The 22,303-nt window shown below is 35.7% G+C and carries 25 protein-coding genes; 22 read left to right on the plus strand and 3 right to left on the minus strand.

Annotated features, from left to right (window positions below):
• Window positions 1-202 precede the first annotated feature (202 nt).
• From ACQKII_RS12590 to ACQKII_RS12680, 19 genes are all read left to right on the plus strand, one after another.
• Window positions 203-754, plus strand: coding sequence for a hypothetical protein (locus tag ACQKII_RS12590; protein WP_427459680.1), 552 nt, complete (start codon window positions 203-205; stop codon window positions 752-754).
• A gap of 54 nt (window positions 755-808) precedes the next feature.
• The gene (locus ACQKII_RS12595) at window positions 809-2,326 is read left to right on the plus strand and encodes an RHS repeat domain-containing protein (RefSeq protein WP_427459682.1); all 1,518 of its coding nucleotides are present in this window, start codon (window positions 809-811) and stop codon (window positions 2,324-2,326) included.
• A gap of 28 nt (window positions 2,327-2,354) precedes the next feature.
• A complete protein-coding gene (locus tag ACQKII_RS12600) occupies window positions 2,355-3,002 on the plus strand; it encodes an SMI1/KNR4 family protein (protein ID WP_427459684.1) in 648 nt (215 codons plus the stop codon).
• A 409-nt stretch (window positions 3,003-3,411) separates the two neighbouring features.
• Window positions 3,412-3,519, plus strand: a complete 108-nt coding sequence (locus ACQKII_RS12605; protein ID WP_427459863.1) for an RHS repeat-associated core domain-containing protein — start codon at window positions 3,412-3,414, stop codon at window positions 3,517-3,519.
• Window positions 3,520-3,597: 78 nt separating this feature from the next.
• Complete coding sequence (locus tag ACQKII_RS12610; protein ID WP_427459686.1) at window positions 3,598-3,702, plus strand: hypothetical protein; 105 nt, start codon at window positions 3,598-3,600, stop codon at window positions 3,700-3,702.
• Window positions 3,683-3,883: a hypothetical protein gene (locus ACQKII_RS12615; RefSeq protein ID WP_427459875.1), complete on the plus strand. Its 201-nt coding sequence runs from the start codon at window positions 3,683-3,685 to the stop codon at window positions 3,881-3,883. Before ACQKII_RS12610 ends, ACQKII_RS12615 begins: the two co-directional genes overlap by 20 nt.
• A 348-nt stretch (window positions 3,884-4,231) precedes the next feature.
• Complete coding sequence (locus ACQKII_RS12620; protein WP_427459688.1) at window positions 4,232-4,420, plus strand: hypothetical protein; 189 nt, start codon at window positions 4,232-4,234, stop codon at window positions 4,418-4,420.
• Complete coding sequence (locus ACQKII_RS12625) at window positions 4,363-5,475, plus strand: RHS repeat domain-containing protein (protein ID WP_427459690.1); 1,113 nt, start codon at window positions 4,363-4,365, stop codon at window positions 5,473-5,475. Before ACQKII_RS12620 ends, ACQKII_RS12625 begins: the two co-directional genes overlap by 58 nt.
• A 10-nt stretch (window positions 5,476-5,485) precedes the next feature.
• Entirely contained in the window at window positions 5,486-6,352 is an 867-nt protein-coding gene (locus ACQKII_RS12630; protein WP_427459692.1) for a hypothetical protein, read from the plus strand.
• A 343-nt stretch (window positions 6,353-6,695) separates the two neighbouring features.
• The gene (locus ACQKII_RS12635; RefSeq protein WP_427459694.1) at window positions 6,696-7,727 is read left to right on the plus strand and encodes an RHS repeat domain-containing protein; all 1,032 of its coding nucleotides are present in this window, start codon (window positions 6,696-6,698) and stop codon (window positions 7,725-7,727) included.
• A 56-nt stretch (window positions 7,728-7,783) separates the two neighbouring features.
• Complete coding sequence (locus tag ACQKII_RS12640) at window positions 7,784-8,710, plus strand: RHS repeat-associated core domain-containing protein (protein WP_427459696.1); 927 nt, start codon at window positions 7,784-7,786, stop codon at window positions 8,708-8,710.
• Window positions 8,711-8,778: 68 nt separating this feature from the next.
• Window positions 8,779-9,198: an SMI1/KNR4 family protein gene (locus tag ACQKII_RS12645; RefSeq protein WP_427459698.1), complete on the plus strand. Its 420-nt coding sequence runs from the start codon at window positions 8,779-8,781 to the stop codon at window positions 9,196-9,198.
• Window positions 9,199-9,690: 492 nt separating this feature from the next.
• Window positions 9,691-11,808 carry an RHS repeat domain-containing protein gene (locus ACQKII_RS12650; protein ID WP_427459700.1) on the plus strand — a complete coding sequence of 706 codons (2,118 nt, stop codon included), beginning with the start codon at window positions 9,691-9,693 and terminating at the stop codon, window positions 11,806-11,808.
• Between the two features lie 36 nt (window positions 11,809-11,844).
• Window positions 11,845-12,411: a hypothetical protein gene (locus tag ACQKII_RS12655; RefSeq protein WP_427459702.1), complete on the plus strand. Its 567-nt coding sequence runs from the start codon at window positions 11,845-11,847 to the stop codon at window positions 12,409-12,411.
• A 721-nt stretch (window positions 12,412-13,132) separates the two neighbouring features.
• A complete protein-coding gene (locus tag ACQKII_RS12660) occupies window positions 13,133-13,459 on the plus strand; it encodes a hypothetical protein (RefSeq protein WP_427459703.1) in 327 nt (108 codons plus the stop codon).
• 162 nt (window positions 13,460-13,621) lie between these two features.
• Window positions 13,622-13,855, plus strand: coding sequence for a hypothetical protein (locus ACQKII_RS12665; RefSeq protein WP_427459705.1), 234 nt, complete (start codon window positions 13,622-13,624; stop codon window positions 13,853-13,855).
• A gap of 147 nt (window positions 13,856-14,002) precedes the next feature.
• Window positions 14,003-14,893: an RHS repeat domain-containing protein gene (locus tag ACQKII_RS12670; protein WP_427459707.1), complete on the plus strand. Its 891-nt coding sequence runs from the start codon at window positions 14,003-14,005 to the stop codon at window positions 14,891-14,893.
• Complete coding sequence (locus ACQKII_RS12675) at window positions 14,890-15,225, plus strand: DUF7716 domain-containing protein (protein WP_427459709.1); 336 nt, start codon at window positions 14,890-14,892, stop codon at window positions 15,223-15,225. The genes ACQKII_RS12670 and ACQKII_RS12675 overlap by 4 nt, the downstream gene beginning before the upstream one ends.
• Window positions 15,226-15,933: 708 nt before the next feature.
• Entirely contained in the window at window positions 15,934-16,614 is a 681-nt protein-coding gene (locus ACQKII_RS12680) for a hypothetical protein (RefSeq protein ID WP_427459711.1), read from the plus strand.
• Window positions 16,615-17,108: 494 nt separating this feature from the next.
• Here the strand turns inward: ACQKII_RS12680 and ACQKII_RS12685 are convergent, their stop codons facing one another.
• Window positions 17,109-17,312 carry an alpha/beta-type small acid-soluble spore protein gene (locus ACQKII_RS12685; RefSeq protein ID WP_010857183.1) on the minus strand — a complete coding sequence of 68 codons (204 nt, stop codon included), beginning with the start codon at window positions 17,310-17,312 and terminating at the stop codon, window positions 17,109-17,111.
• A 228-nt stretch (window positions 17,313-17,540) separates the two neighbouring features.
• Between ACQKII_RS12685 and ACQKII_RS12690 the strand changes: the two genes are divergently transcribed.
• The 3 genes from ACQKII_RS12690 to ACQKII_RS12700 all read left to right on the plus strand — a co-directional run bounded on the left by ACQKII_RS12690 (window position 17,541) and on the right by ACQKII_RS12700 (window position 19,498).
• On the plus strand, window positions 17,541-18,038 hold the full coding sequence (locus ACQKII_RS12690; protein ID WP_427459713.1) for a DUF1456 family protein: 498 nt from the start codon (window positions 17,541-17,543) through the stop codon (window positions 18,036-18,038).
• 243 nt (window positions 18,039-18,281) lie between these two features.
• Window positions 18,282-18,476 (plus strand): hypothetical protein, encoded by a 195-nt coding sequence (locus tag ACQKII_RS12695; protein WP_143996256.1) that lies wholly within the window; start codon window positions 18,282-18,284, stop codon window positions 18,474-18,476.
• A gap of 329 nt (window positions 18,477-18,805) precedes the next feature.
• On the plus strand, window positions 18,806-19,498 hold the full coding sequence (locus ACQKII_RS12700) for a hypothetical protein (protein ID WP_427459715.1): 693 nt from the start codon (window positions 18,806-18,808) through the stop codon (window positions 19,496-19,498).
• A 114-nt stretch (window positions 19,499-19,612) separates the two neighbouring features.
• Here the strand turns inward: ACQKII_RS12700 and ACQKII_RS12705 are convergent, their stop codons facing one another.
• Together ACQKII_RS12705 and ACQKII_RS12710 are read right to left on the minus strand one after the other, a co-directional pair.
• Complete coding sequence (locus ACQKII_RS12705; protein WP_427459717.1) at window positions 19,613-21,028, minus strand: trypsin-like peptidase domain-containing protein; 1,416 nt, start codon at window positions 21,026-21,028, stop codon at window positions 19,613-19,615.
• A gap of 188 nt (window positions 21,029-21,216) precedes the next feature.
• Window positions 21,217-22,209, minus strand: coding sequence for a M23 family metallopeptidase (locus ACQKII_RS12710; RefSeq protein WP_427459719.1), 993 nt, complete (start codon window positions 22,207-22,209; stop codon window positions 21,217-21,219).
• Window positions 22,210-22,303: the final 94 nt, after the last annotated feature.

Consider the following 22,303-nt stretch of genomic DNA (forward strand, 5'->3'; position numbering starts at 1 on the left):
AAACGACTTTAGAATTATCACAGATAAAAGAAATACTACAGGGTATTATTTTGAAGTTTAATTTAAAAAGGGCAATAAATCCATTTAAAAGGATTTTATTGCCCTTTTGATCTTTTATAATAAAGATCTGAACTTTTTAAAAAACTGTTGATTTAAATCCAACTAAAGCTTAGCTTATGATACTGATCTGAACTTGTGTCAAGTGACGTTAGATGGTAACGATGTTCAATTGCAGTACAATGCCTATGACGATATTGTTTTTGCGAAAGATAACCATACGCAAGTAGCCTTTGATTACACCATTCTTGGCAGTTTGAAGGTTCGAGAACAAGGTGGGAAGAAAGTCAAATTCAACTATGATACAGAGGAGCAGTTAACCGCTGTCATCAATGAAAAAGGCGAAGCGTACCAGTTTGAACGTGATACGAAAGGAAATATCATCAAGGAAATTGGTTTTGATGAGATGGAAAAAACGTATGAACGAAGTCAGGCAGGATTAGTGCAGAGGATTGTTCGTCCAGATAATCGCTGGACAGCGTATCAACATGATGGTTTAGGAAATGTCATTCGCTCAGATTATTATGACGATACCTGGGAAACGTTTGGCTATGACAAAAATGGTTCGTTAATAGAGACTGCCAATGAACATGTAACCGTAAAGTTAGAGCGAGACCCATCTGGTCAAGTCATCAAGGAGTGGCAAAATGACCATTGGATTGCAAGTAGCTATGATGCATTAGGCAACCGTTCCTAAATTACAAGTAGCTTAGGTGCAAAAATCGATGTCGCTCGAAATGTGATGGGAAATGTGGCGCAAATCACGGCTTCTCGCTCAGAGCAAGAGCATTGGACAGCAGCGATGCAGTACAATGAACTCGGTCAAGAGATAGAGAGAATCCTACCAGGAGATGTCATAAGCCAATGGCAATATGATGTAGCAGGTAGACCGACACAGCATCGAATAAGTGGTCAAAATCGTCATACACGAAGACGAGTGTATAATTGGGACGTCAATCATCGATTACGAAGCATGGTCAACGAGTTAACAGGTGTAAAAGTTACCTATGGTTACGATGAATTCAGTAACCTCGTTTGGTCCAATCAAGGCGGTCAATTTGACTTCTTACACCGCAGTGTGGATGATGTCGGGAACTTGTATGAAACGAAAGAAAAAACAGATCGTGTCTATGGCGCCTGCAGCAGATTGCTTGAAACGAGAGATGCCAAATTCTCTTATGATGAGGAAGGAAATCTGGTTCAAAAAGTCGAAAAGAATGGTGATACGTGGAAGTACGAATACTTTGGCAATGGCATGATGTCGAAGGTCATCAAACCAGACAACACAGAAGTTACTTTCAAGTATGACTCGCTAGGTAGACGAATTGAGAAGAGTTCAAATGAAAAAATAATACAATTCGTATGGGATGGGAATAAGATCCTACATGAGTATTTTTCACAGAATGATTCAGTTGAACTAGAAAATCTAGTTGAGTCACAGGACGAGTCTGAAATATCAGATAATCTAGTCACATGGGTATTTTTTAATGAAGGGTTTGTACCTTCAGCTAAAATTACGAGTGAAGGTAACTACAGTATTATTAGTGATTATCTAGGAACGCCTGTAGAAGCCTATGATGGGGAAGGTAAGAGAGTTTGGTCAGCTGAACTTGATGTTTATGGACGAGTGAAAGAATTTACAGGTGAACAAGATTTCATTCCATTCCGTTATCAAGGGCAGTATGAAGATGTAGAAATAGGACTGTATTACAATAGATTTAGGTATTACTCTGCTTCAGAAGGTTTGTATACTCAACAGGATCCAATTGGACTTGAAGGAAATAATCCTACTCTCTATGGATATGTTTATAATCCAAATATATGTATTGATATATTTGGACTATCAAGTTTAATTAGATATAAAACTCATGATAGTTTGACTGCTAAATCAGGTGCAAGACAAACGACGATTAACAGATCTTGGAAATTTGAAAAAGAGTTAATTCAACTTACTAATAAAGGAACAAGAAATTGGACACAAGCAGAAATAGAATTAATTAAAAACACTCCTAATAGGAAATTAGCTAGTGTAATGACAGAAATAGGGTACACGGGGCATCATATTAACAGTGTCGAAGGGAATGGTCAACTAGGGCACAAATGGAAAGGGGATCCTAGAAATATTGTTTTTTTACAAAATCATAACCATCCAAATGGAAATGAGCATGTACACTCGAAACAAGGGCATCGAGGTACAACACAGAATAGTACTAAAGGACGTTTAATAGACCGTCAAGCAATGATAAATAAGTCTATTAAATGTAAATAAAATAATAACCAAAAGAAAGGAAGTTAATATGTCAAGTATAGAACGAGCGTTAAAAAATTTTATACAAACAACAAAAAAATATCCTAGAGTTTCACCTGTTATAAAAACAGGTGAACTTTATTACAGATCAAATTTACCAGATTTAGAAATAAATAAAGAAATACACCTTTCACCTGAATTAGAATATTTTTATAAAAATTGTGAAATAATCTGTGATGTTCGTCATGATGGATATCAATTAGATGGTATAGGTATCGATTTTGGAGATATTAATCTTTATCTTTACTCACCTGATAATTTGGAGCGTAGGCAAGAAGGATTTAGATGGATAGGGATCGGAAAAAATGAAAATCCAAATTGGGATCCAAATTGGCTTGTATTTGCAGACAAGGATGATGATCCAATTGTAGTTGCAACAGACCAAGAGGATTCACCTGTTTTAGCAAGCTATGAAACAAGTGAATTATTTCCAATTGCAGATTCTTTTTCGGATTTTCTAGATTCTCTTTCGGTAGCATTAGTAATAGTACATGAGAATTTTGCGGGAGAGATAATGGATGAAGAAACATTTGAAGTCTATGATGATTTTATTGTAATGTTAAAGTCTTCTTTGATTAATATTTTGAAAAAAGAGGAATATGTTGATAATTTGATTAATTATTTATATATTGGTTAGTTGAAATAATTGGAGGTAGAGATTTTTATCTGTACTGCTCCTATTACAGTATATAACAAGGAAGAATAAGAGAAGTAATTAATAAAAGGTGTTTGGTTTTTATAATTGCAAAAATGTTTTTAAATGATTTGCATTTCAATTTGGATAAATTAGCAAAGGGCAATAAATCCTTTAATAAGGGGGTTATTGCCCTTATTTTTAAGACTTTATTAATTATTAATAAAAAAATATGGAATATGGATCCTGATAGTAATTGAACAAAGGAGAAAATTGGAATGTCTGTAGAAGCCTGCAATGTACAAGGAAATCAAGTATAGTCAGAAGAAAAGCATGCTATTTATGTCGAATGGAATAAATTTAATATCTGAAAGGCTTTATTCCTTTCAGATATTAAGATCAATATGAGGATATTGAGACAGGTCTTTACTACAATAATTTCAGATACTATGCTCCAAGCGAAGGGATTTATACTCAGCAAGATCCAATTGGATCTATGGGAGGAAATCCTACGTTTTAAAGCCATGATAAAAAATCAGCTAGAGATAGATATATTTACTTTGTAAAACAAATTGCAGTCTGCGAAGAGGCGTGGTCTTTGAAATTAGATGGTGGGTTTGTTAAACTTCAGATTAAAGAGGGAAATCTTTGTATGCCTATTTGGCCGTTTAAAGAGTATGCTAATGAAATGTATAATAGATGACGGGGAAACTGTGGACCAAAAAAATTATTTAAATATACTTTCGGAAGAAATATTACCTAATCTATCAGAAGATGAAAATCATGTATTTATATTCAAAGTTCCAGAAGATCCAGAAGTTATAAGAGTATCTGCAGATGACTTTAAAAATAATTTGTTATATGAATGTTCTAAATTAGAATAGAATAAGGGTTGTAAGATTTGGATGTCAACTTTTTGATGAAATTCTAGGTGGGTAATGTTTAAAGAGTATATAAAAAGAGTAGCTTAAATCCCGAGTTGGGTTTTATTGCTACTCTTTTTTAATGAATTTTATTTGCCTTTTTAGTAAAGCTTTTCTATCATATTTTTCTCTAAAATATACTCAACAGTGTTATCAAAATTTTAATCGGATATTGAACAAAAATTTCGAATATGCATTTTTCATTGGATTGCGAGTACCTATGATGAATTAGGGAACCGTTCCCAAATTACAAGTAGCTTAGGTGCAAAAATCGATGTCGCTCGTAATGTGATGGGGAATGTCTTGCAAATGACAGCTTCTCGTTCAGAGCAAGAACAGTGGACAGCAGCGATGCAATACAATGAACTTGGTCAAGAGATTGAGAGAATCTTACCAGGAGATGTCATCAGCAAATGGCAATATGATGTAGTGTCGGGAATTTGTATGAAACGAAAGAAAAAACAGATCGTGTCTATGGCGCTGGAAGCAGATTACTAGAAACGAGAGATGCCAAATTCTCTTATGATGAGGAAGGAAATCTCGTTCAGAAAGTCGAAAAGAATGGTGATACGTGGAAGTACAAATACTTTGGCAACGGCATGATGTCGAAGGTCATTAGACCAGATAAGACAGAAGTTACTTTCAAGTATGACTCGCTAGGTAGACGAATAGAGAAGTGTTCAAACGAAAAAACAATTCAATTCGTTTGGGACGGGAATACCATTCTACATGAGTATTGTTCGCAGAATGATGCAGTTGATTTAGAAAATCTAGTTGAGTCACAGAACAAGTCTGAAATACCGGATAATCTAGTTACATGGGTATTTAATGATGGGTTTGTACCTTCAGCTAAAATTACGAGTGAAGGTAACTACAGTATTATTAGTGACTATCTTGGAACGCCTGTAGAAGCCTATGATCAAGAAGGTAAGAGGGTTTGGTCAGCTGAACTTGATATTTTTGGTAGAATGGAAGAATTCACAGGCCAGAAAGACTTTATTCCATTCCGTTATCAAGGTCAATATGAAGATACTGAGACAGGACTTTACTACAATCGATTCCGATACTATTCACCAAATGAGGGTGTTTATACTCAGATTGACCCTATTGGGCTTGCTGGTGGAAATCCTACGCTCTATGGATATGTCAGTGACCCTAATATTTATATTGATATTTTTGGTTTAAAACAAGGCGGTTCCTATTCTAGTGTTAGAGCAACGAACATAGGAGGTCAGGTACATCATATGCCTGCAAACTCAGTTTCTCCAGTAAGTCATGGGAAAGGACCAGCAATTTGGATGCCTACTCCCGATCATCTTGATACAGCTAGTTGGGGAAGTTATAACAAAGGGAAACAATGGAGAGCATACCAAAAGGAATTGATTGATAGTGGGAAATTCGGAAAAGCGATGGAAATTGACATACGAGACGTACAAAGAAAATTTGGTTCTCAATTTAATGATGGAATAAGAGAAATGTTGGAATACGCAGGAGACAATGGATATATAACCAATGCAGAACAAAAAAGATTAACAAGAAAATATTGTAGATGAGGTAGAAGATATGAGAAGAGAAATAAAAATATTACCCAAAATCGGGATAAACGAAGTAAAGCTATCTATGACATCTTCAGACTTAAACAATATCCTAGGTGAATTGGATAAGAAAAATGTCAATGGAAAAGAATTTTTTCTATATCAAGATGAATATATATTTCATTTTGTAGATGATGTTTTAGTAAGTATTTCTGTGAACAATCCAAAGATTATTTTCTTGAATAAACAAAAAATTGATTTAATGAATGAATCAAAGCAATTTTTATTCAAAGAAAATCCGTATTTTGTTGATGGATGTTATATATTTCCTCAATATAACATGTCGATTTACGGTTTGGATTATCCTGATGATGGAATTCAATTAACAATTTATTCAGACAACCAAAAAAATATTTACGAGAAAGATATAAAATTAGCTTTTCAATTCAGAAGTATTGATAATCAGCTAATAAACTTAAGATATGAAATTACTCCGTATCAATCTGTAGGATTATTGAAATTCGGCATGCAACCGAGTGAAATTGAAAAAATATGGGGAGTTCCGTTAAAAATAAGTAAGAATAATAAAAAGGGTATAACTACAGAAAACAGGACGAATAGTCAAGCAATGTATAATGAACAAGGACAGTTAATTCAACTAGCTTTAAATTGTAAAGAGGAAGTTTTTATAGATAATAAATTGTTATCAAAATTCGGTTCTAATTTGGATAGTTTAAAAAATGAAGAGTATTTTATAAACAGAAACTATAAAATATATTTCAAGTTTGGAATTGCATTAGATAATTTAGGTAACCTATCTTCTAATGATTTTGTTTATATTTTTTCAGAAGAGATGATTCCTTACTGGAAAGATATATATCGCCCTTTAATCTAACATACTTCGCCTCTAGGTGTTAATTGCAAAATAAAAATGCAGAGAATTGTAACTTTACTTAAGTACAATTCTCTGCATTTTCGTTAAAATCTAACTTGTTTTTGTATTTTACTATTTTCAACATTACTATCTTGTCTGTTAGTTCGATCAAGCAAGAAATCAATACTGACATTGAAATAATCAGTATTTGATATTTTGTCTGAACATCTAATTACAACAGACATGGACATATGATCGTCGTGGTAACTGCACCACAACGACCAATCCGCTAGGGGCCACAGAGAAATTCCGTTATGATAACTTGAATCGTCTTGTACGGGCAAATCTATCAGATGGAAACGACGTGCAATTAAAGTACAATGCCTATGACGATATTGTTTTTGCGAAAGATAACCATACGCAAGTAGCCTTCGATTACACCATTCTTGGCAGTTTAATATCCCGAGAACAAGGTGGGAAGAAAGTCAAATTCACCTATGATACAGAGGAGCAGTTAAACGCTGTTATCAATGAAAAAGGCGAAGCGTACCAGTTTGAACGTGATACGAAAGGGAATATCATCAAGGAAATCGGCTTTGATGATATGGAAAGAACGTATGAGCGAAGTCTGGCTGGATTGATTCAGAGAATTCAACGACCTGGTGATCGTTGGACAGCATATCAGCATGATGATTTAGGGAATGTCATTCGAGCTGATTATTTTGATGACACTTGGGAAACGTTTAGCTATGACAAAAATGGTTCGTTAATTGAGACTGAAAATGAGCATGTAACCGTTAGGCTGGAGCGAGACCCATCTGGACAAGTCATCAAGGAGTGGCAGAATGACCATTGGATTGCGAGTAGCTATGATGCATTAGGCAACCGTTCCCAAATTACAAGTAGCTTAGGTGCAAAAATCGATGTCGCTCGTAATGAAATGGGCAATGTTTCGCAAATCACAGCTTCTCGCTCAGAGCAAGAACATTGGGCAGCATCAATGCAGTACAATGAACTTGGGCAAGAGATTGAGAGAATCTTACCAGGAGATGTTATCAGCAAATGGCAGTATGATGTGACAGGTAGACCAATACACCATCGAGTAAGTAGTCAAAACCGTGATACACGAAGACGAGCGTATAATTGGGACGTCAATCATCGATTACGAAGTATGGTAAACGAGTTAACGGGTGTAAAAGTAACCTATGGTTATGATGAATTTAGTAACCTCGTATGGTCTACTCAAGGCGGTCAATTTGACTTCTTACACCGCAGTGTCGATTATGTTGGGAATTTGTATGAAACAAAAGAAAAGACAGATCGTGTCTATGGTGCCGAAGCAGATTACTTGAAACGAGAGAGGCAACATTCTCTTATGATGAAGAAGGTAATCTGATTCAGAAAGTTGAGAAGAATGGTGATACGTGGAAGTACGAATATAACGGCAAAGGCATGATGGCGAAAGTCATCAAACCAGATAACGCAGAAGTTACTTTCAAATATGACTCGCTAGGTAGACGAATAGAGAAGTGTTCAAACGAAAAGATAATGAAATTCGTATGGGATGGGAATACTATCCTACACGAGTATTTCTCAGAGAATGATTCAGCTGAATTAGAAAATGATAATCTAGTCACATGGGTATTTAACGATGGGTTCGTACCTTCACCTAAAATCACGAGTGAAGGTAACTACAGTATTGTTAGTGATTATTTAGGAACGCCTGTAGAAGCCTATGATGAACAAGGTAAAAAGGTTTGGTCAGCAGAGCTTGATATTTATGGCAGAGTAAAAGAATTTACAGGTGAACAAGATTTCATTCCATTCCGTTATCAAGGTCAGTATGAAGATGAGGAAATTGGTTTATATTATAATAGATTCCGATATTATTCGCCAAGTGAAGGGATTTATACACAGCCAGACCCGATTGGGCTTAATGGTGGATTAGTCTTATATGGATATGTACACAATACAAATACTTGGGTGGACGTATTTGGTCTACGTGGTAATGAAAGTTATCCAACATGGACGAAGAAGAAACCCGGATTTGAACGACATCATATCATACCATATCATTTATGGAGTACACATCCATTGTTGTTAAAATCAGGGCTAAACGTTAATGCAGCAATGAATATGATGATGTTGCCAAGATTTCCATCAAAACATCCAAGTAAAGTAACTCACAGTTTCTTTAAACTTGGTACAGATCATCATAATATATACAATCGTGATATGAACGATATTTTGGATGAAAAATACGAGGTTGCCAAAAGAGAGAAATGGAGTACAGATCGAATGCAGAAGGAGATCCGTGATTTACAACAAGGGACTCGTAAAAAGTTAAATGATAGAAATAGCTTCAAAGGATGTAAATAAAAAGGAAAATTATAATCTAAGAATGAATGAAAAAATAATAATATTTTATTTGAAAGAAGGAATGATCAATGAAATTTTCATTTATTAAAAATAATACTAATCTTCAGTTTATCCCAATAAATAGTGATGAAGTAGAACAAGTGGAAGGTGAACTAGGCATTGTTTTTCCAAAAGAACTAAAGTTATTTTTGACGGAGATTGGTTATGGGTCTTTTGTTGGCGAAGATGAGCTAGACGAAAATTGTGTGTTAAGTCCTGCATCAATTAGAGATTTTCGATTAAGACAAGGTTTTTTTGATGCTTATCCAAACTACGATGAAGAAAATAAATTAATCTTCTTTATTGGATGGGAATCAGTGCCTTTTTCAATCGAATTAACAGATGGAGAACAAAATCCTGTATATGATAACGAAAAGAAGGTTGCAAACTCTCTTGAAGAATTTTTATCAAAGATCACCGAAGATCCTGAACACTTCCAACAGGATTAGTGCGAAAGGTTAACATGTTAAAAGCTTTAGGCTAAGGCGATAGCGGATGAGAAATATGTAAAAAAGCATCGTCGTTGTGTTAACGTAAAGAGCTGTTTATAGTTTTAGATTGACTGGAGTATAGACCATGATAAAAAAACTACATCAAAAACGATAAAATAGATAGTTCTGATTTTCTACCTGATTCTGACGCTTATTTGTAAAACAGGCTAGAAAAAATAGCTGGATAGAAACGCAAGTATTGAAGGTATCTTAGAAAATGCAAAAGCTCAGTTTGGCAAACCATCATAGACTAGTTACAAAGTGCAATTATTTTTTCTATGAAAATGATGCGTTTCTAGAATTTTAAAATAGTTTCCTGCATGATTTTTAGTTATTAAAGTTCAATATGGATAATTCAATTTAAAACGGCTATAAATCCATTAATTAGGATTTATAGCCGTTTGTTTTTATGACCGTCGTGGTAATTGTACAACAACGACCAATCCGCTAGTGGCCACAGAGAAATTCCGTTATGATAGTTTGAATCGCCTTGTACGGGCAAATCTTTCAGATGGTAACGACGTGCAATTAAAGTACAACGCCTATGACGATATTGTTTTTGCGAAAGATAACCATACGCAAATAGCCTTTGATTACACCATTCTTGGCAGCTTGAAGGCTCGAGAACAAGGTGGCAAGAAAGTCAAATTCACCTATGATACAGAGGAGCAGTTAACCGCTGTTATCAATGAAAAAGGCGAAGCGTACCAGTTTGAACGTGATACGAAAGGAAATATCATCAAGGAAATCGGCTTTGATGAGCTAACCAAAACGTATGAACGAAGTCAGGCAGGATTAGTGCAGAGGATTGTTCGTCCAGATAATCGTTGGACAGCGTATCAACATGACAATCTAGGGAATGTCATTCGCTCAGATTATTATGATGACACTTGGGAAACGTTTGGCTATGACAAAAATGGTTCGTTAATTGAGACTGCCAATGAACATGTAACCGTTAAACTGGAGCGAGACCCATCTGGACAAGTCATCAAGGAATGGCAGAATGACCATTGGATTGCAAGTAGCTATGATGCATTAGGCAACCGTTCCCAAATTACAAGTAGCTTAGGTGCAAAAATCGATGTCGCTCGTAATGTGATGGGAAATGTGGCGCAAATCACGGCTTCTCGCTCAGAGCAAGAACATTGGGCAGCGTCAATGCAGTACAATGTTCTTGGGCAAGAGATTGAGAGAATCTTATCAGGAGATGTTATCAGCAAATGGCAATATGACGTGACCGGTAGGCCAACACAGCATCGAGTAAGTAGTCAAAACCGCGATACACGAAGACGCGTCTATAATTGGGATGTTAATCACCAATTACGAAGCACGGTCAACGAGTTAACAGGTGTTCGAGTTACCTATGGTTACGACGAATTCAGTAACCTCGTGTGGTCCAATCAAGGCGGTCAATTTGACTTCTTACACCGCAGTGTTGATGATGTCGGGAACTTGTATGAAACAAAAGAAAAGACAGATCGTGTCTATGGCGCTGGAAGCAGATTACTAGAAACGAGAGAGGCAACATTCTCTTATGATGAGGAAGGAAATCTCGTTCAGAAAGTCGAAAAGAATGGTGATACGTGGAAGTACGAATATAACGGCAATGGCATGATGTCGAAGGTCATCAAACCAGATAAGACAGAAGTTACTTTCATGTATGATTCGCTAGGTAGACGAATAGAGAAAAGTTCTGACGAAAAAACAATGAGTTTCGTATGGGATGGAAATACGATTCTACATGAGTATTGTTCGGAGAATGATTCAGTTGAACTAGAAAATGATAATCTAGTCACATGGGTATTTAATGATGGGTTTGTACCTTCAGCTAAAATTACGAATGAAGGTAATTACAGCATTATTAGTGACTATCTTGGGACGCCTGTTGAAGCCTATGATGAACAAGGTAATAGGGTTTGGTCAGAAGAACTTGATATTTATGGACGAGTGAAAGAATTCACAGGTGAGAAAGACTTTATTCCATTCCGTTATCAAGGTCAATATGAAGATACTGAGACAAGGCTTTACTACAATCGATTCCGATACTATTCACCAAATGAGGGTGTTTATACTCAGATTGACCCTATTGGCTTGGCTGGTGGAAACCCGACAGTTTATGGGTATGTGCATGATCCAAATACATGGATTGATCCTTTTGGGTTAGCTAAAAAAGGCGGTGGTTTCACCATTGGTGCGAACACAGCTCAACAAGATGTAATCGCAAGAGGAGTTCATTTTAATGTGCATGGTCCAGGAGTGCCTAATAAGGGAGGCCATTTAACTTTATCTCCATTAAAAGATGCTACTGGTAAGCTAACTGGAAACTTTGAATTAAAATCCGCTGATGGGGCTACAAGTAAATTGACTTCAAAACAAATGAAGCAGATTTCGAGTCAGGTTACAGATTATTTACAACCAGATGGAAACGTGAAAAAGTTATCTGAAACTGCAAAAGGTGCTTTAGATAAAGGTGGAATTAAAGATCCTAAAAGAATTCAACAATTAAAAGATGTTTCTAGTGTTTTAGATGATCATATAAAAAATGGTACTAAACCTAAGTGTTTATAGATTCTAATTCAAGATTTTTATTAAGAGGGAGTTCTTATGGAATTAAGAAAAAAACTAGATAATCAGTTAGAAAAGCTCAATATAGATAATATAGTTACTTATTTTATTGAAGGATCGACTTCATTTGAGAATGATGCGTATAATGAGCCTTATCATTTATTAGAAAAATATAGTGATAATAAATCAGGCGATGAAAAATATGATGTGATATTATCGTATTATATAGAAATTCTTGGGAAACAGGAAATTGAATTAAAACTATATTTTTCAGAAGGAAAAAGGTATTTACATGCAATAGAATTTTATGAAGATTCCCCGAAACTATTTGATTTCCAAAAGCAATTGGAATCAAAAAATATTAATGTGTATGTTTGCACATATGAAGAAATTGATTGGGATTATGGAGTGATCATATTAGATCAAACAAAGGCAATACAATTTAGAGTAAATACATCTTTAAATAAATATGAGATTTTTCAGATTGAGGCTCCGCATGTTGGCGAAGATAAAGCTGAACGATCAGCTAGTATGATTAGAGGAATACAAGTATCATATAAGAAGATCAGTTTTCAAGAATTGAAAGCATCTCGTTTTTGGAAATAAAAAAGGTTTTCTTGCAGATCTAATCTCACAAGCTGATGAAGATCCATTTTTCTGATGAAAATTGGAGATAAAAAGAAGAATTTCGAGAAAAGATGCAATTAGAAATGGAAAAAATCAATCATGGTTGTCTCTTTAATTTATCCATTTGAACTTTGAAATACACCCAGAAATAAAAGAAAGTAAATTAGTTATTTTTATAAAACACACATAAACTAAGGAATAAAAGCCTGCTTTATGTGTGTTTTTGTTAGAAATGGAATTGTTTCATCCTTTGTATTTTGTGCTTGCAATGATGTCAAAGCAATAATATTCCTATGGTATGGTAACACTACACCAAACTAACAAGTGCAGGCAGTTACAGTATTATCACCGACCATTTAGGCAAACCGATAAGTTCCTAATGAAAAGAAGTCTGGAAAAGAGAACTAGACATATATGGCAGTGAAAAAACTAGAAATAACTGAATACAAACAAGTAAAAGAAATCACAGGAGAAACAGACTTTATTCCATGCGAAGCGATACTGGGGGTTTAGACCAAAACATTACGTTTATATAAAGCTGTCAGCAAAAAAATTACATAATTTAATTGAGTTAGACAAAGAAGAATTAACCAAATATGCTCTATTTAGATCTTAACCGCTGTTATCAATGAAAAAGGCGAAGCATATCAGTTTGAACGTGATATAAAGGGGAATATCATCAGAAATTGGCTTTGATGAGATGGAAAGAACGTATGAGCGAAGTCTGGCAGGATTGGTTCAGAGGATTCAACGACCTGGTAACCGTTGGACAGCATATCAACATGACAATCTAGGGAATGTCATTCGCTCAGATTATTATGATGATACCTGGGAAACGTTTGGCTATGACAAAAATGGTTCGTTAATAGAGACTGCCAATGAGCATGTAACCGTTAAACTGGAACGAGACCCATCTGGACAAGTGATCAAGGAGTGGCAAAATGACCATTGGATTGCAAGTAGCTATGATGAATTAGGTAATCGTCGCAACCATAATTGCTCTGTCTTTCTTCTAAGTTTTTTATAGGATATATGCCGATTTTTCAAAAATTAACTATTTGAAAATCTTGTCATTAGCAAATGGCAATATGATGTAACAGGTAGGCCTACGCAGCATCGAATAAGTAGTCAAAACCGTGACACACGAAGACGCGTCTATAATTGGGACGTCAATCATCGCTTACGAAGCATGGTCAACGAGTTAACAGGTGTAAAAGTTACCTATGGTTATGATGAATTTAGTAACCTCGTGTGGGCCAATCAAGACAGTCGTCAATTTGATTTCTTATACCGCAGTGTGGACGATGTCGGGAACTTGTATGAAACAAAAGAAAAGACAGATCGAGTCTATGTTGCCGGCAGTAGATTGCTTGAAACGAGAGAGGCAACATTCTCTTATGATGAGGAAGGGAATCTCGTTTAGAAGGTTGAAAAGACTGGTGATACGTGGAAGTTCGAATATAACGGCAATGGCATGATGGCGAAGGTCATCAAACCAGACAAGACAGAAGTTACTTTCAAGTATGATTCACTAGGTAGGCGAATAGAGAAATGTTCTGGCGAAAAAACAATGAGTTTCGTATGGAATGGAAATACGATTCTACATGAGTATTGTTCGCAGAATGATTCAGTTGAACTAGAAAATCTAGTTGAGTCACAGAGCAAGTCCGAAATACCAGATAATCTAGTCACATGGGTATTTAATGAAGGGTTTGTACCTTCAGCTAAAATTACGAGTGAAGGTAACTACAGTATTATTAGTGATTATCTTGGAACGCCTGTAGAAGCCTATGATGGGGAAGGTAAGAGGGTTTGGTCAGCAGCACTTGATGTTTATGGCAGAGTAAAAGAATTTACAGGTGAACAAGATTTCATTCCATTCCGTTATCAAGGGCAGTATGAAGATGTAGAAATAGGATTGTATTATAATCGATTCCGATACTACGACCCAGAACAAGGGAATTATACTCAAATTGACCCGATTGGACTTGCTGGAGGAAATCCTACGCTTTATGGGTATGTGTATAACACAATCACCCAAATAGATCCTTGGGGTTTAAAGTCAGTAGATTTGAGTGGTACTGATATCACCGGGCGACCATTATCAAGTTCAAATTATAGCGTATGGTTTGAAGCATCGATACCAGAGAACATCCAATCAAGTTCCAGAAGAAAACATTTCCAAAATACAAATCAGCAGTTATACGAGGCTTTACAAAAATACCCTGGTTTGGAAAATTTGCTTCCGCCTGAAGTAGTGAAACATGTACAACCTGGTCCTAGAGGTGCTTTTAAGGATACAAGTCCTCCAAAACATTCTTGGCACCATAATGCACAAAATCCAGAAAAGATACAACTCGTTCCAAGGGGGCAACATAAAGCTCCGGGTCCGGTGCAAGGCAGTCTTCATCCAAACCAAGAGGGTGGATTTAAAAAACTTACAAGTGGGTGTAAAACATGATGAAAGAAAAAATGAATTTAATTAGTGTTAGGGATGTGTTATCGCATCCAGAAAAGAATCCAGAGACTTGGTTCTATCTTCCTCCAAATTTAAGAGAATGGAATTTAAATACAAAGGGGATATTTTCATTAGATAGCTTTGACTTTCCACCCGATTCAGATGACTTTTTACCGGAACAAGTGAAAAAAGATGGGTGGATAGAAACGTTGGATGGTGCAAGTATTGAGGATGTAATTGACAATGTAAATAATCAGTTAGAAAATCCATCACTAGATCAGTTACTCCAAGCGTTTATTTTTTATTTTGAAAATGATGCGTTTATAGTTTTTTAGGTAGTTAGATAATGATAATGGGAAAAGATTTCTTCTCAAATGGCATGTTTGCCGGTTAATTAGTTGCTACTATTCTATCCAAATTCGAAGTACAGCTAATAACCCATTTTTAATTTCGGTAGCGCAATTGAAGGGTTTTCATCAATCTTTGTCGGCTATATTTGTCAAAATTATGACGGTTGTAATGATCTACTTAGGTGCCTTATATTACATTTTCTTTATCGTTATGCTGTCACACTAAAGTATCAAGTGAGGCTTTACAACCAGTGAAATTAATTAATTAATGCATGAAAGAACGAATTCCATATTACAGGAATTCGTTCTTTTTATTATTATAATAAACCTTGGACGTTTTTCAGCCACTTCGGAATCAAAGATGCGTTAGGACAAAGTACACATATTAAGTATGTGAATCACTTAATGATGCAAAAAACGGATCGCAATAAAAATAGCTTCTTCTGGCGCTACGATGGTCCAACTACAGGTGCACGAGTAATCAAAACATGAGGAGATGGCAATGTCCTTGCAGGTGAGCTTTCGTATCACGAGGGATATAATGAGATTACCAATAGCTTAGGCCATAAGAGTACTTACTATTTTAACGAAGATAACCTCTGTACGAAAATTGTTCATTCAGATGGTAGTGAAGTCAGTTATGAATATAATGAGGACTTTGAATTACTCCAAGCAGTAGATGAAGATGGTCGTGTGACGACATTTAGCTATGATGAGTGGGCAAATCCAGTGACGATTACTGGCGCAGATGGCAGTACCTTATCCTCCCAGTATGATGAGAAGGATAGGATGATTCAGGCTGTTAACGCAGAAGGTGGAAGTAATCAATGGATTTATAATGAAGATGGGACATTACAGGCAAATATTTTAGAAGATGGCACGAAAACGGAATTTTCCTATAATGAGCATCATTTAATCGAAACGGTAACGAACGCGCAAGGCCATATGGTAAGCTTAGCTTATGATACTGATCTGAACTTATGTCAAGTGACGTTGCCAGACGGGACGAGTTCGACATGGGCATATGACCGTCGTGGTAATTGCACAACCACGACCAATCCGCTAGGGGCCACAGAGAAATTCCGTTATGATAACTTGAATCGCCTTGTACGGGCAAATCTTTCAGATGGTAACGATGTGCAATTAAAGTACAACGCCTATGACGATATTGTTTTTGCGAAAGATAACCATACGCAAGTAGCCTTTGATTACACCATTCTTGGCAGCTTGAAGGCTCGAGAACAAGGTGGCAAGAACGTCAAATTCACCTATGATACAGAAGAGCAGTTAACCGCTGTCATCAAGGCGAAACGTATCAGTTTGAACGTGATACGAAAGGGAATATCATCAAGGAAATCAGCATTGATGAGCTAACCAAAACGTATGAACGAAGTCAGGCAGGATTGGTTCAGAAGTCATCAAGGAGTGGCAGAATGACCATTGGATTGCGAGCAGCTTGTCTTATTCCGTATATATACTCCCCTGCTTCATCTGAGGCAGGGACTTTTAAATACGAGCAAACAACCCCGCTAGAAGGATTTGAAGTTTGTAGATATCGAAGAACAGTTCAATTACTATATTAGGTGGTCAAAAAATTTACAAGGTTAGGTTTATTAGTTAGAGAAGAGTTTCACTAGTATATGAACTTTGTAACTTTACTTTTGGTTTTTTTTAGGATCTACATTATGGGAATTTATTTTTACAAAGTAAACGAGGAATATGGTTGTTTCTCGAATTTTTCTCCTCATGTCGCATACAAAATTCCCCTTTAAGTAAGATGCTATCTACAGCGTACTGTAGTTTTTTTAACATTGTCTACTTAAAGGGGATAATATTCATTTTTTACTTTAAAACATTAATTTTTCTATTTAAAATTTGCCTTTTGATTGTCTTTCAGCCATTTCAACAAGTCGTTTCGTAATTTCTCCACCTACTGAACCGTTTGCGCGAGAAGAAGCTTCTGGCCCAAGCTGTACGCCGAATTCTTGTGCGATTTCATATTTCATTTGATTAACAGCTTCTTGTACACCTGGAACTTGAAGTTTATTTGAGCTTCGATTATTTGTAGCCATATTTCTCACCTCCTTGTGATATTAGAATGGTCGATTGTTTGTTTTTCATACATTTAAAAAAGAGATATATGCGCAAGCTAAATACGAAAGCTAGGTAATATCTAATTGAGTGAATTTAAAATAGTTAGTTAGCTTAAAAATGCAATTACCTCTGTTATAATTAAGCCTAGTATTCATTTCACATAGAGTGAAGTTGCGGTTTCAATGGAAAAATCAGGAGGGTTTTAGATGACGGATAATGATATGTTGATTCGTTTAAGATACGCATTAGATATAAAAAATACAGAGATGGTAGAAATTTTTGAACTAGGCGGTATGAGCTTTACAAAAGAGGATGTCTTGAACATGCTGATTAAAGTGAAGGATGAGGAGGAAGCACCCGAAAATTTCATTAAATGTAATAATAAGATGTTCGAAGCATTTTTAAACGGTTTTATTATTTTTAAAAGAGGGCCTCAACAACCAAAGCCTGGTCAAGCAGAAAGTCCAGCAGTGCCTGTTAAGACTACAGAAAGTCCTAATAATATGCTATTAAAGAAAGTCAAAATTGCACTAGCACTCACAAGTGAAGATATGCTTGAGATTTTATATGAGGGTGGCGTCACGGTATCTAAAGGTGAAATAGGCGCTATTTTAAGAAATCCAAGTCATCGAAATTACAAAGAGTGTGGCGATCGATTTGTGCGGAATTTCTTAAAAGGCTTAACGATGAAATATAGAGATTAAAAAGCACTCAGCTAGATGTATCAGCTAAGTCACGCAGAAGATATACCAAATGCAATTCAGAAAGGAGCTAGCTCAAAAGACCTTTGAGCTAGCTCCTTTTGCATTGCTACACCTCGAAATAAAAAAGTGAAATAATTTTGTGTTTGAGACCATTGACAGAATGTGGCGAAATTGTGTACACTTGAGTTGACACAAAGTTGTCACAAAAGGGGAAATAAATGTTCACGAATAGAGGGGTGCTTTATGATCTATTTTGATATTTTCTTAGTTGCTATTGCGTGTGTGAGTACGCCACTTATTGTTGCGGTTATGTTGGATATTTTCTATGCTGAAAAAAAACAGGTTCGTTTTTCATTACGTCGGACTTCGTTATGGTATGTAGCTGTTTTTGCGCTATCTTTCATACCATCTGTATTACTTGTCATGCAAAATGTCTAAATTCTTTGAACAAGATTCATCACTTAGGGGTAAGTGAAATGTAAATAAGTAGCTAGAACGATTGATAAATTCGTTCTAGCTACTTTTATTTGCGTTTCGACTTGTATGGAACAATCAAATGATTGGCTGTAGTCTAGTAGCGTACGCCTCAAATAGTCTTTTTGTATAAGCAACACAAGAACATTGACGTAAGTGATAATCTTGTGTTGTTTTATTTTACATGTCTTAATTTCCAGATAGATTAAGAATGAAAAGTGTTTCTAGTGAATAAGATTTCTATTAAATAGATTTTTTTCCTATCTATTATTTTTTGAAGAGGTGGGATATTTGTGAAAACCTTTTTTCTACTGCTGTTAGGTCTTATCTATTTGATGTTAGCAAATGCAATGGAAGCTGTTATCGTAAGAGGCCTTTATTTTTTTATTGGATGGGGATTATTTATAATAGGGGCTTTTCGTTATATGAAGGAAAAATATATGTCTTTCAGAAGAACTGCTGAAATGAAGCGAGAAAGTGAAGAGGAATTCATGAATATTCCGCATACCCAATGCACAATTTCTAGTGATTGCTTAAATGCACTATTATTAAACGAACCAACAAATACACTTTTGCTCGCTCAAAAAGAAGATTGGGCGTCAGAACTGACAAAAAAAGAAATACAGTTTAATAAAATATACGAAGTTTCTATAGTAGAAGATGACAATATTATTGCTAGTACTAGAAATGGTTTATTAAGTGGGTCATTAATTGATAGAGAACAAGATACTTCACTAGACTCAGAAGAGGAAGATGAAGATGAAGAATCTGATGATACAGTGTCTCAATTAGCGTTAAAAATAGTAGTTGATAATTTATCCACACCAATCTTGGAATATATTTTTATGACAAATAGCGAACCGATTTCAAAAGAAGAGGATGAATATAGTGAAGCATTGGAGTTGTGCGAGGAATGGTATCGTAAAATAAGTATCATTATAAAGCGTTTTGAACTTGAAAGAGTTCCGATTCGAAATTGGCAGTAAAATAGTATAGAAATTTTTGTTTCTATTTGAAAATAACTTCAATAAAACAATAAACAGGCTATCTCGAAGTACGGGATAGCCTGTTACATTTGTAGTTTGCGCGTTTTAGATAGTCTAGTTCGTATGTTCAATAAAGTTTTGTGCAAATTCATATATTTTATCGGAGGGTACTGCTAGATTAAGATTTTGCCCTTTATCAAAACCCCCGGTGATTAGACCTACTAGTCTTCCGAACATATCTAACAGTGCACCACCAGAACTTCCGTTGGAGATAGGGGCAGTGAATTGTATCATGGGTAGATTATCAATGTCCCTAAAACCTGAAACAATGCCATCGGAAAAGGAATTAAATAACCCTAATGGGCTACCTATGGCAACGATCTTCTGCCCTCTAACTAAATTGTTCTCTGTTTTCACAGGGAGAGGTGAGCAATCTTTATCAACTTTAATAATGGCCAAGTCATATAGTTGATGATATTTTATGAAATGATCTGTAAGGTATTCTTCCGTTTCATTTTCGTATATGACCGCATAATAATGCCCGACTCCCACGACATGTAGATTTGTTAAAATATAACCACTGCTATGGATGATAACACCTGAGCCACCGCACAAAATTTTATTTTCTTCATCATAAACTTTAATCATGACAACAGAATTCGATAGCCCCGCTAACTGCACATAACTTAATTCACCAACATCAACTAGACTGTGTTTCTGGTTGGTAGTATTGGCCAGAATGGATTGTGAAATCGTATGTGGTTTTGAAGGCAAGAGGGTATGTTCTTTATTTGCTGCAGGTATAAATTCAGGAATTGGTACCTCAGCTGAATAGAAGGTGCTGCATTTGTATAAAGTTGTGTATGTCTCTATTTCAGGATACAAATTAGCAATGTCCTCTTTCGGATTCATATAGCATATATCACAACCAAGACGAGATAAGAAACACAAAAATAACAATTCATGATGTTTAATATCTCCGATAAAAACAACTTTTGGAGATATGCTAGTGGGCTCCAAAAGCTTTGGTAAATAGATTTCCATCCAGTTTAAAAATTTAACGACAAAATTTTTTAATAGTGTAGCATTTGAATTAGGATGGGTTTTTTTATACATTGATAGAATTTTAATAAAGGTGATTTTTTTTGTCCATTCAAGAGTCTCGTTATCTAATTGACCGCATAGTGGTGTTTGATAGAGCGAATATGAATCAGTAATCGGATTATCGACGATAGTCTGCCAGTGATTCCAAATAGTTGACAGCCTTTTAATATCGTCTTTATCTGCTATTGGTTCAAGTCCATGCAAACGTAAGTAGGGTGTAGTAGACATATTTGAAGTAAAATATTGATCTATGCTCATAATATTTTCAATGTAATGTTCGATGGCATTAGGAATGCCAATGTATCTTACAAAAAGGATTTCTTTACGAACAGAAGAATGATTACTTTTATTGATGAGCACAAAATCTTCGAGAGGATTTTGTGTTTGTTTAAGTTGGATTTTTAAAGATTTTGTTTTCACTATCATGTCCATTCTCCAGTTAAATTTATTTATTTATTACAATTATAGAGAAATTTCATATCGTTGTATAGTTAAATATTTACAATTAATATCGAGTGCTTATAAACGATTCCATACTTTTTTATGTAAATAGAAAAAGGTTATTCAATAAGCAAAAAATGCTTATCGAACAACCTTAAAATAACTTTACATCATTACTTTGCTTTTTTCGCTTGTCGCTCCCATTGTAGTAATGAAGGATATGGGTCAAATGCCCATTCTGTACGTCCATTGAACTTGTAGATGCCATAATGAAGATGTGGTGGGAATTTCCCGGATGTTCCTTCTTTGCCATAGCCAGAGCTACCGACATAGCCAAGAACTGTCCCAGGCTCGACAATGTCTCCAATTTCAATTTCCTTATGAAAGCTACCTAGGTGGGCATAATAATGATAGGAATTGTGATTATCACGAATGCCGATGCGCCATCCACCAAATTGGTTCCAGCCTTTTACTTCGACTACACCATAGGAAGTGGATAGAACAGGCGTGCCATAGCGGGCAAAAATGTCTGTTCCTTCATGTATTCGTCTCCCTCCCCAACCTCTATTATCGCCCCATGTGCCTCTAAAGCTGTAATCATTGCGGACAGGGATTGGAAAGGTATGTGCATCAAGATCAGTTGTTTTGTAATGTCTATACAAAGTGGAAATCGTTGTGATTTGATTTACAGCTTCTTCACTTTTGTAGTATTCCCATAACGCTAATTTAAAATCTTCATCTGTCGAACCAAACTTACTTAAATAGCTGGCCATGGAGAATATTACATCTTCATCATCTTTTGGACTCGCAATACCATCACCATCGCCGTCAAGCCCCATGCCACCGAAAAAACTGATGGTCTCAGGGATTGTATCTTCCTTTACAGGATTCAATGCGCCTGACCAATATTCGTCAGAAAATTGAATGGCAATATAACTTTCTCGCTTTGGTATGTCTGAGCGGACTGATTGTAGATTTCGTTCGTATTGGTCGATGGCAGCTAAGAAGTGCCAAGGAATCAATAATTCATCAAATTGTACATAGTAGGACATACGTTGGTGTAAAATTTCTTCTTTAGCGGGTTCTTCATTTGCCAAAGTAACAGTGGGCAGAGTAAAAAGCCAGAATAGCAGCAATGTTAAAAGGAAAATAAGACGACGACTCAATAAATGAACCTCCTTTCTACAGTTAGAATAACCGAATTTAACTATTTCATAAGTGGCGTTTGTACAACAAAGAACAATCATCGAAAAATCGACT

Origin of the sequence: Lysinibacillus sp. NPDC048646 (assembly GCF_050272295.1) — a bacterium.
Lineage (GTDB): Bacteria > Bacillota > Bacilli > Bacillales_A > Planococcaceae > Lysinibacillus.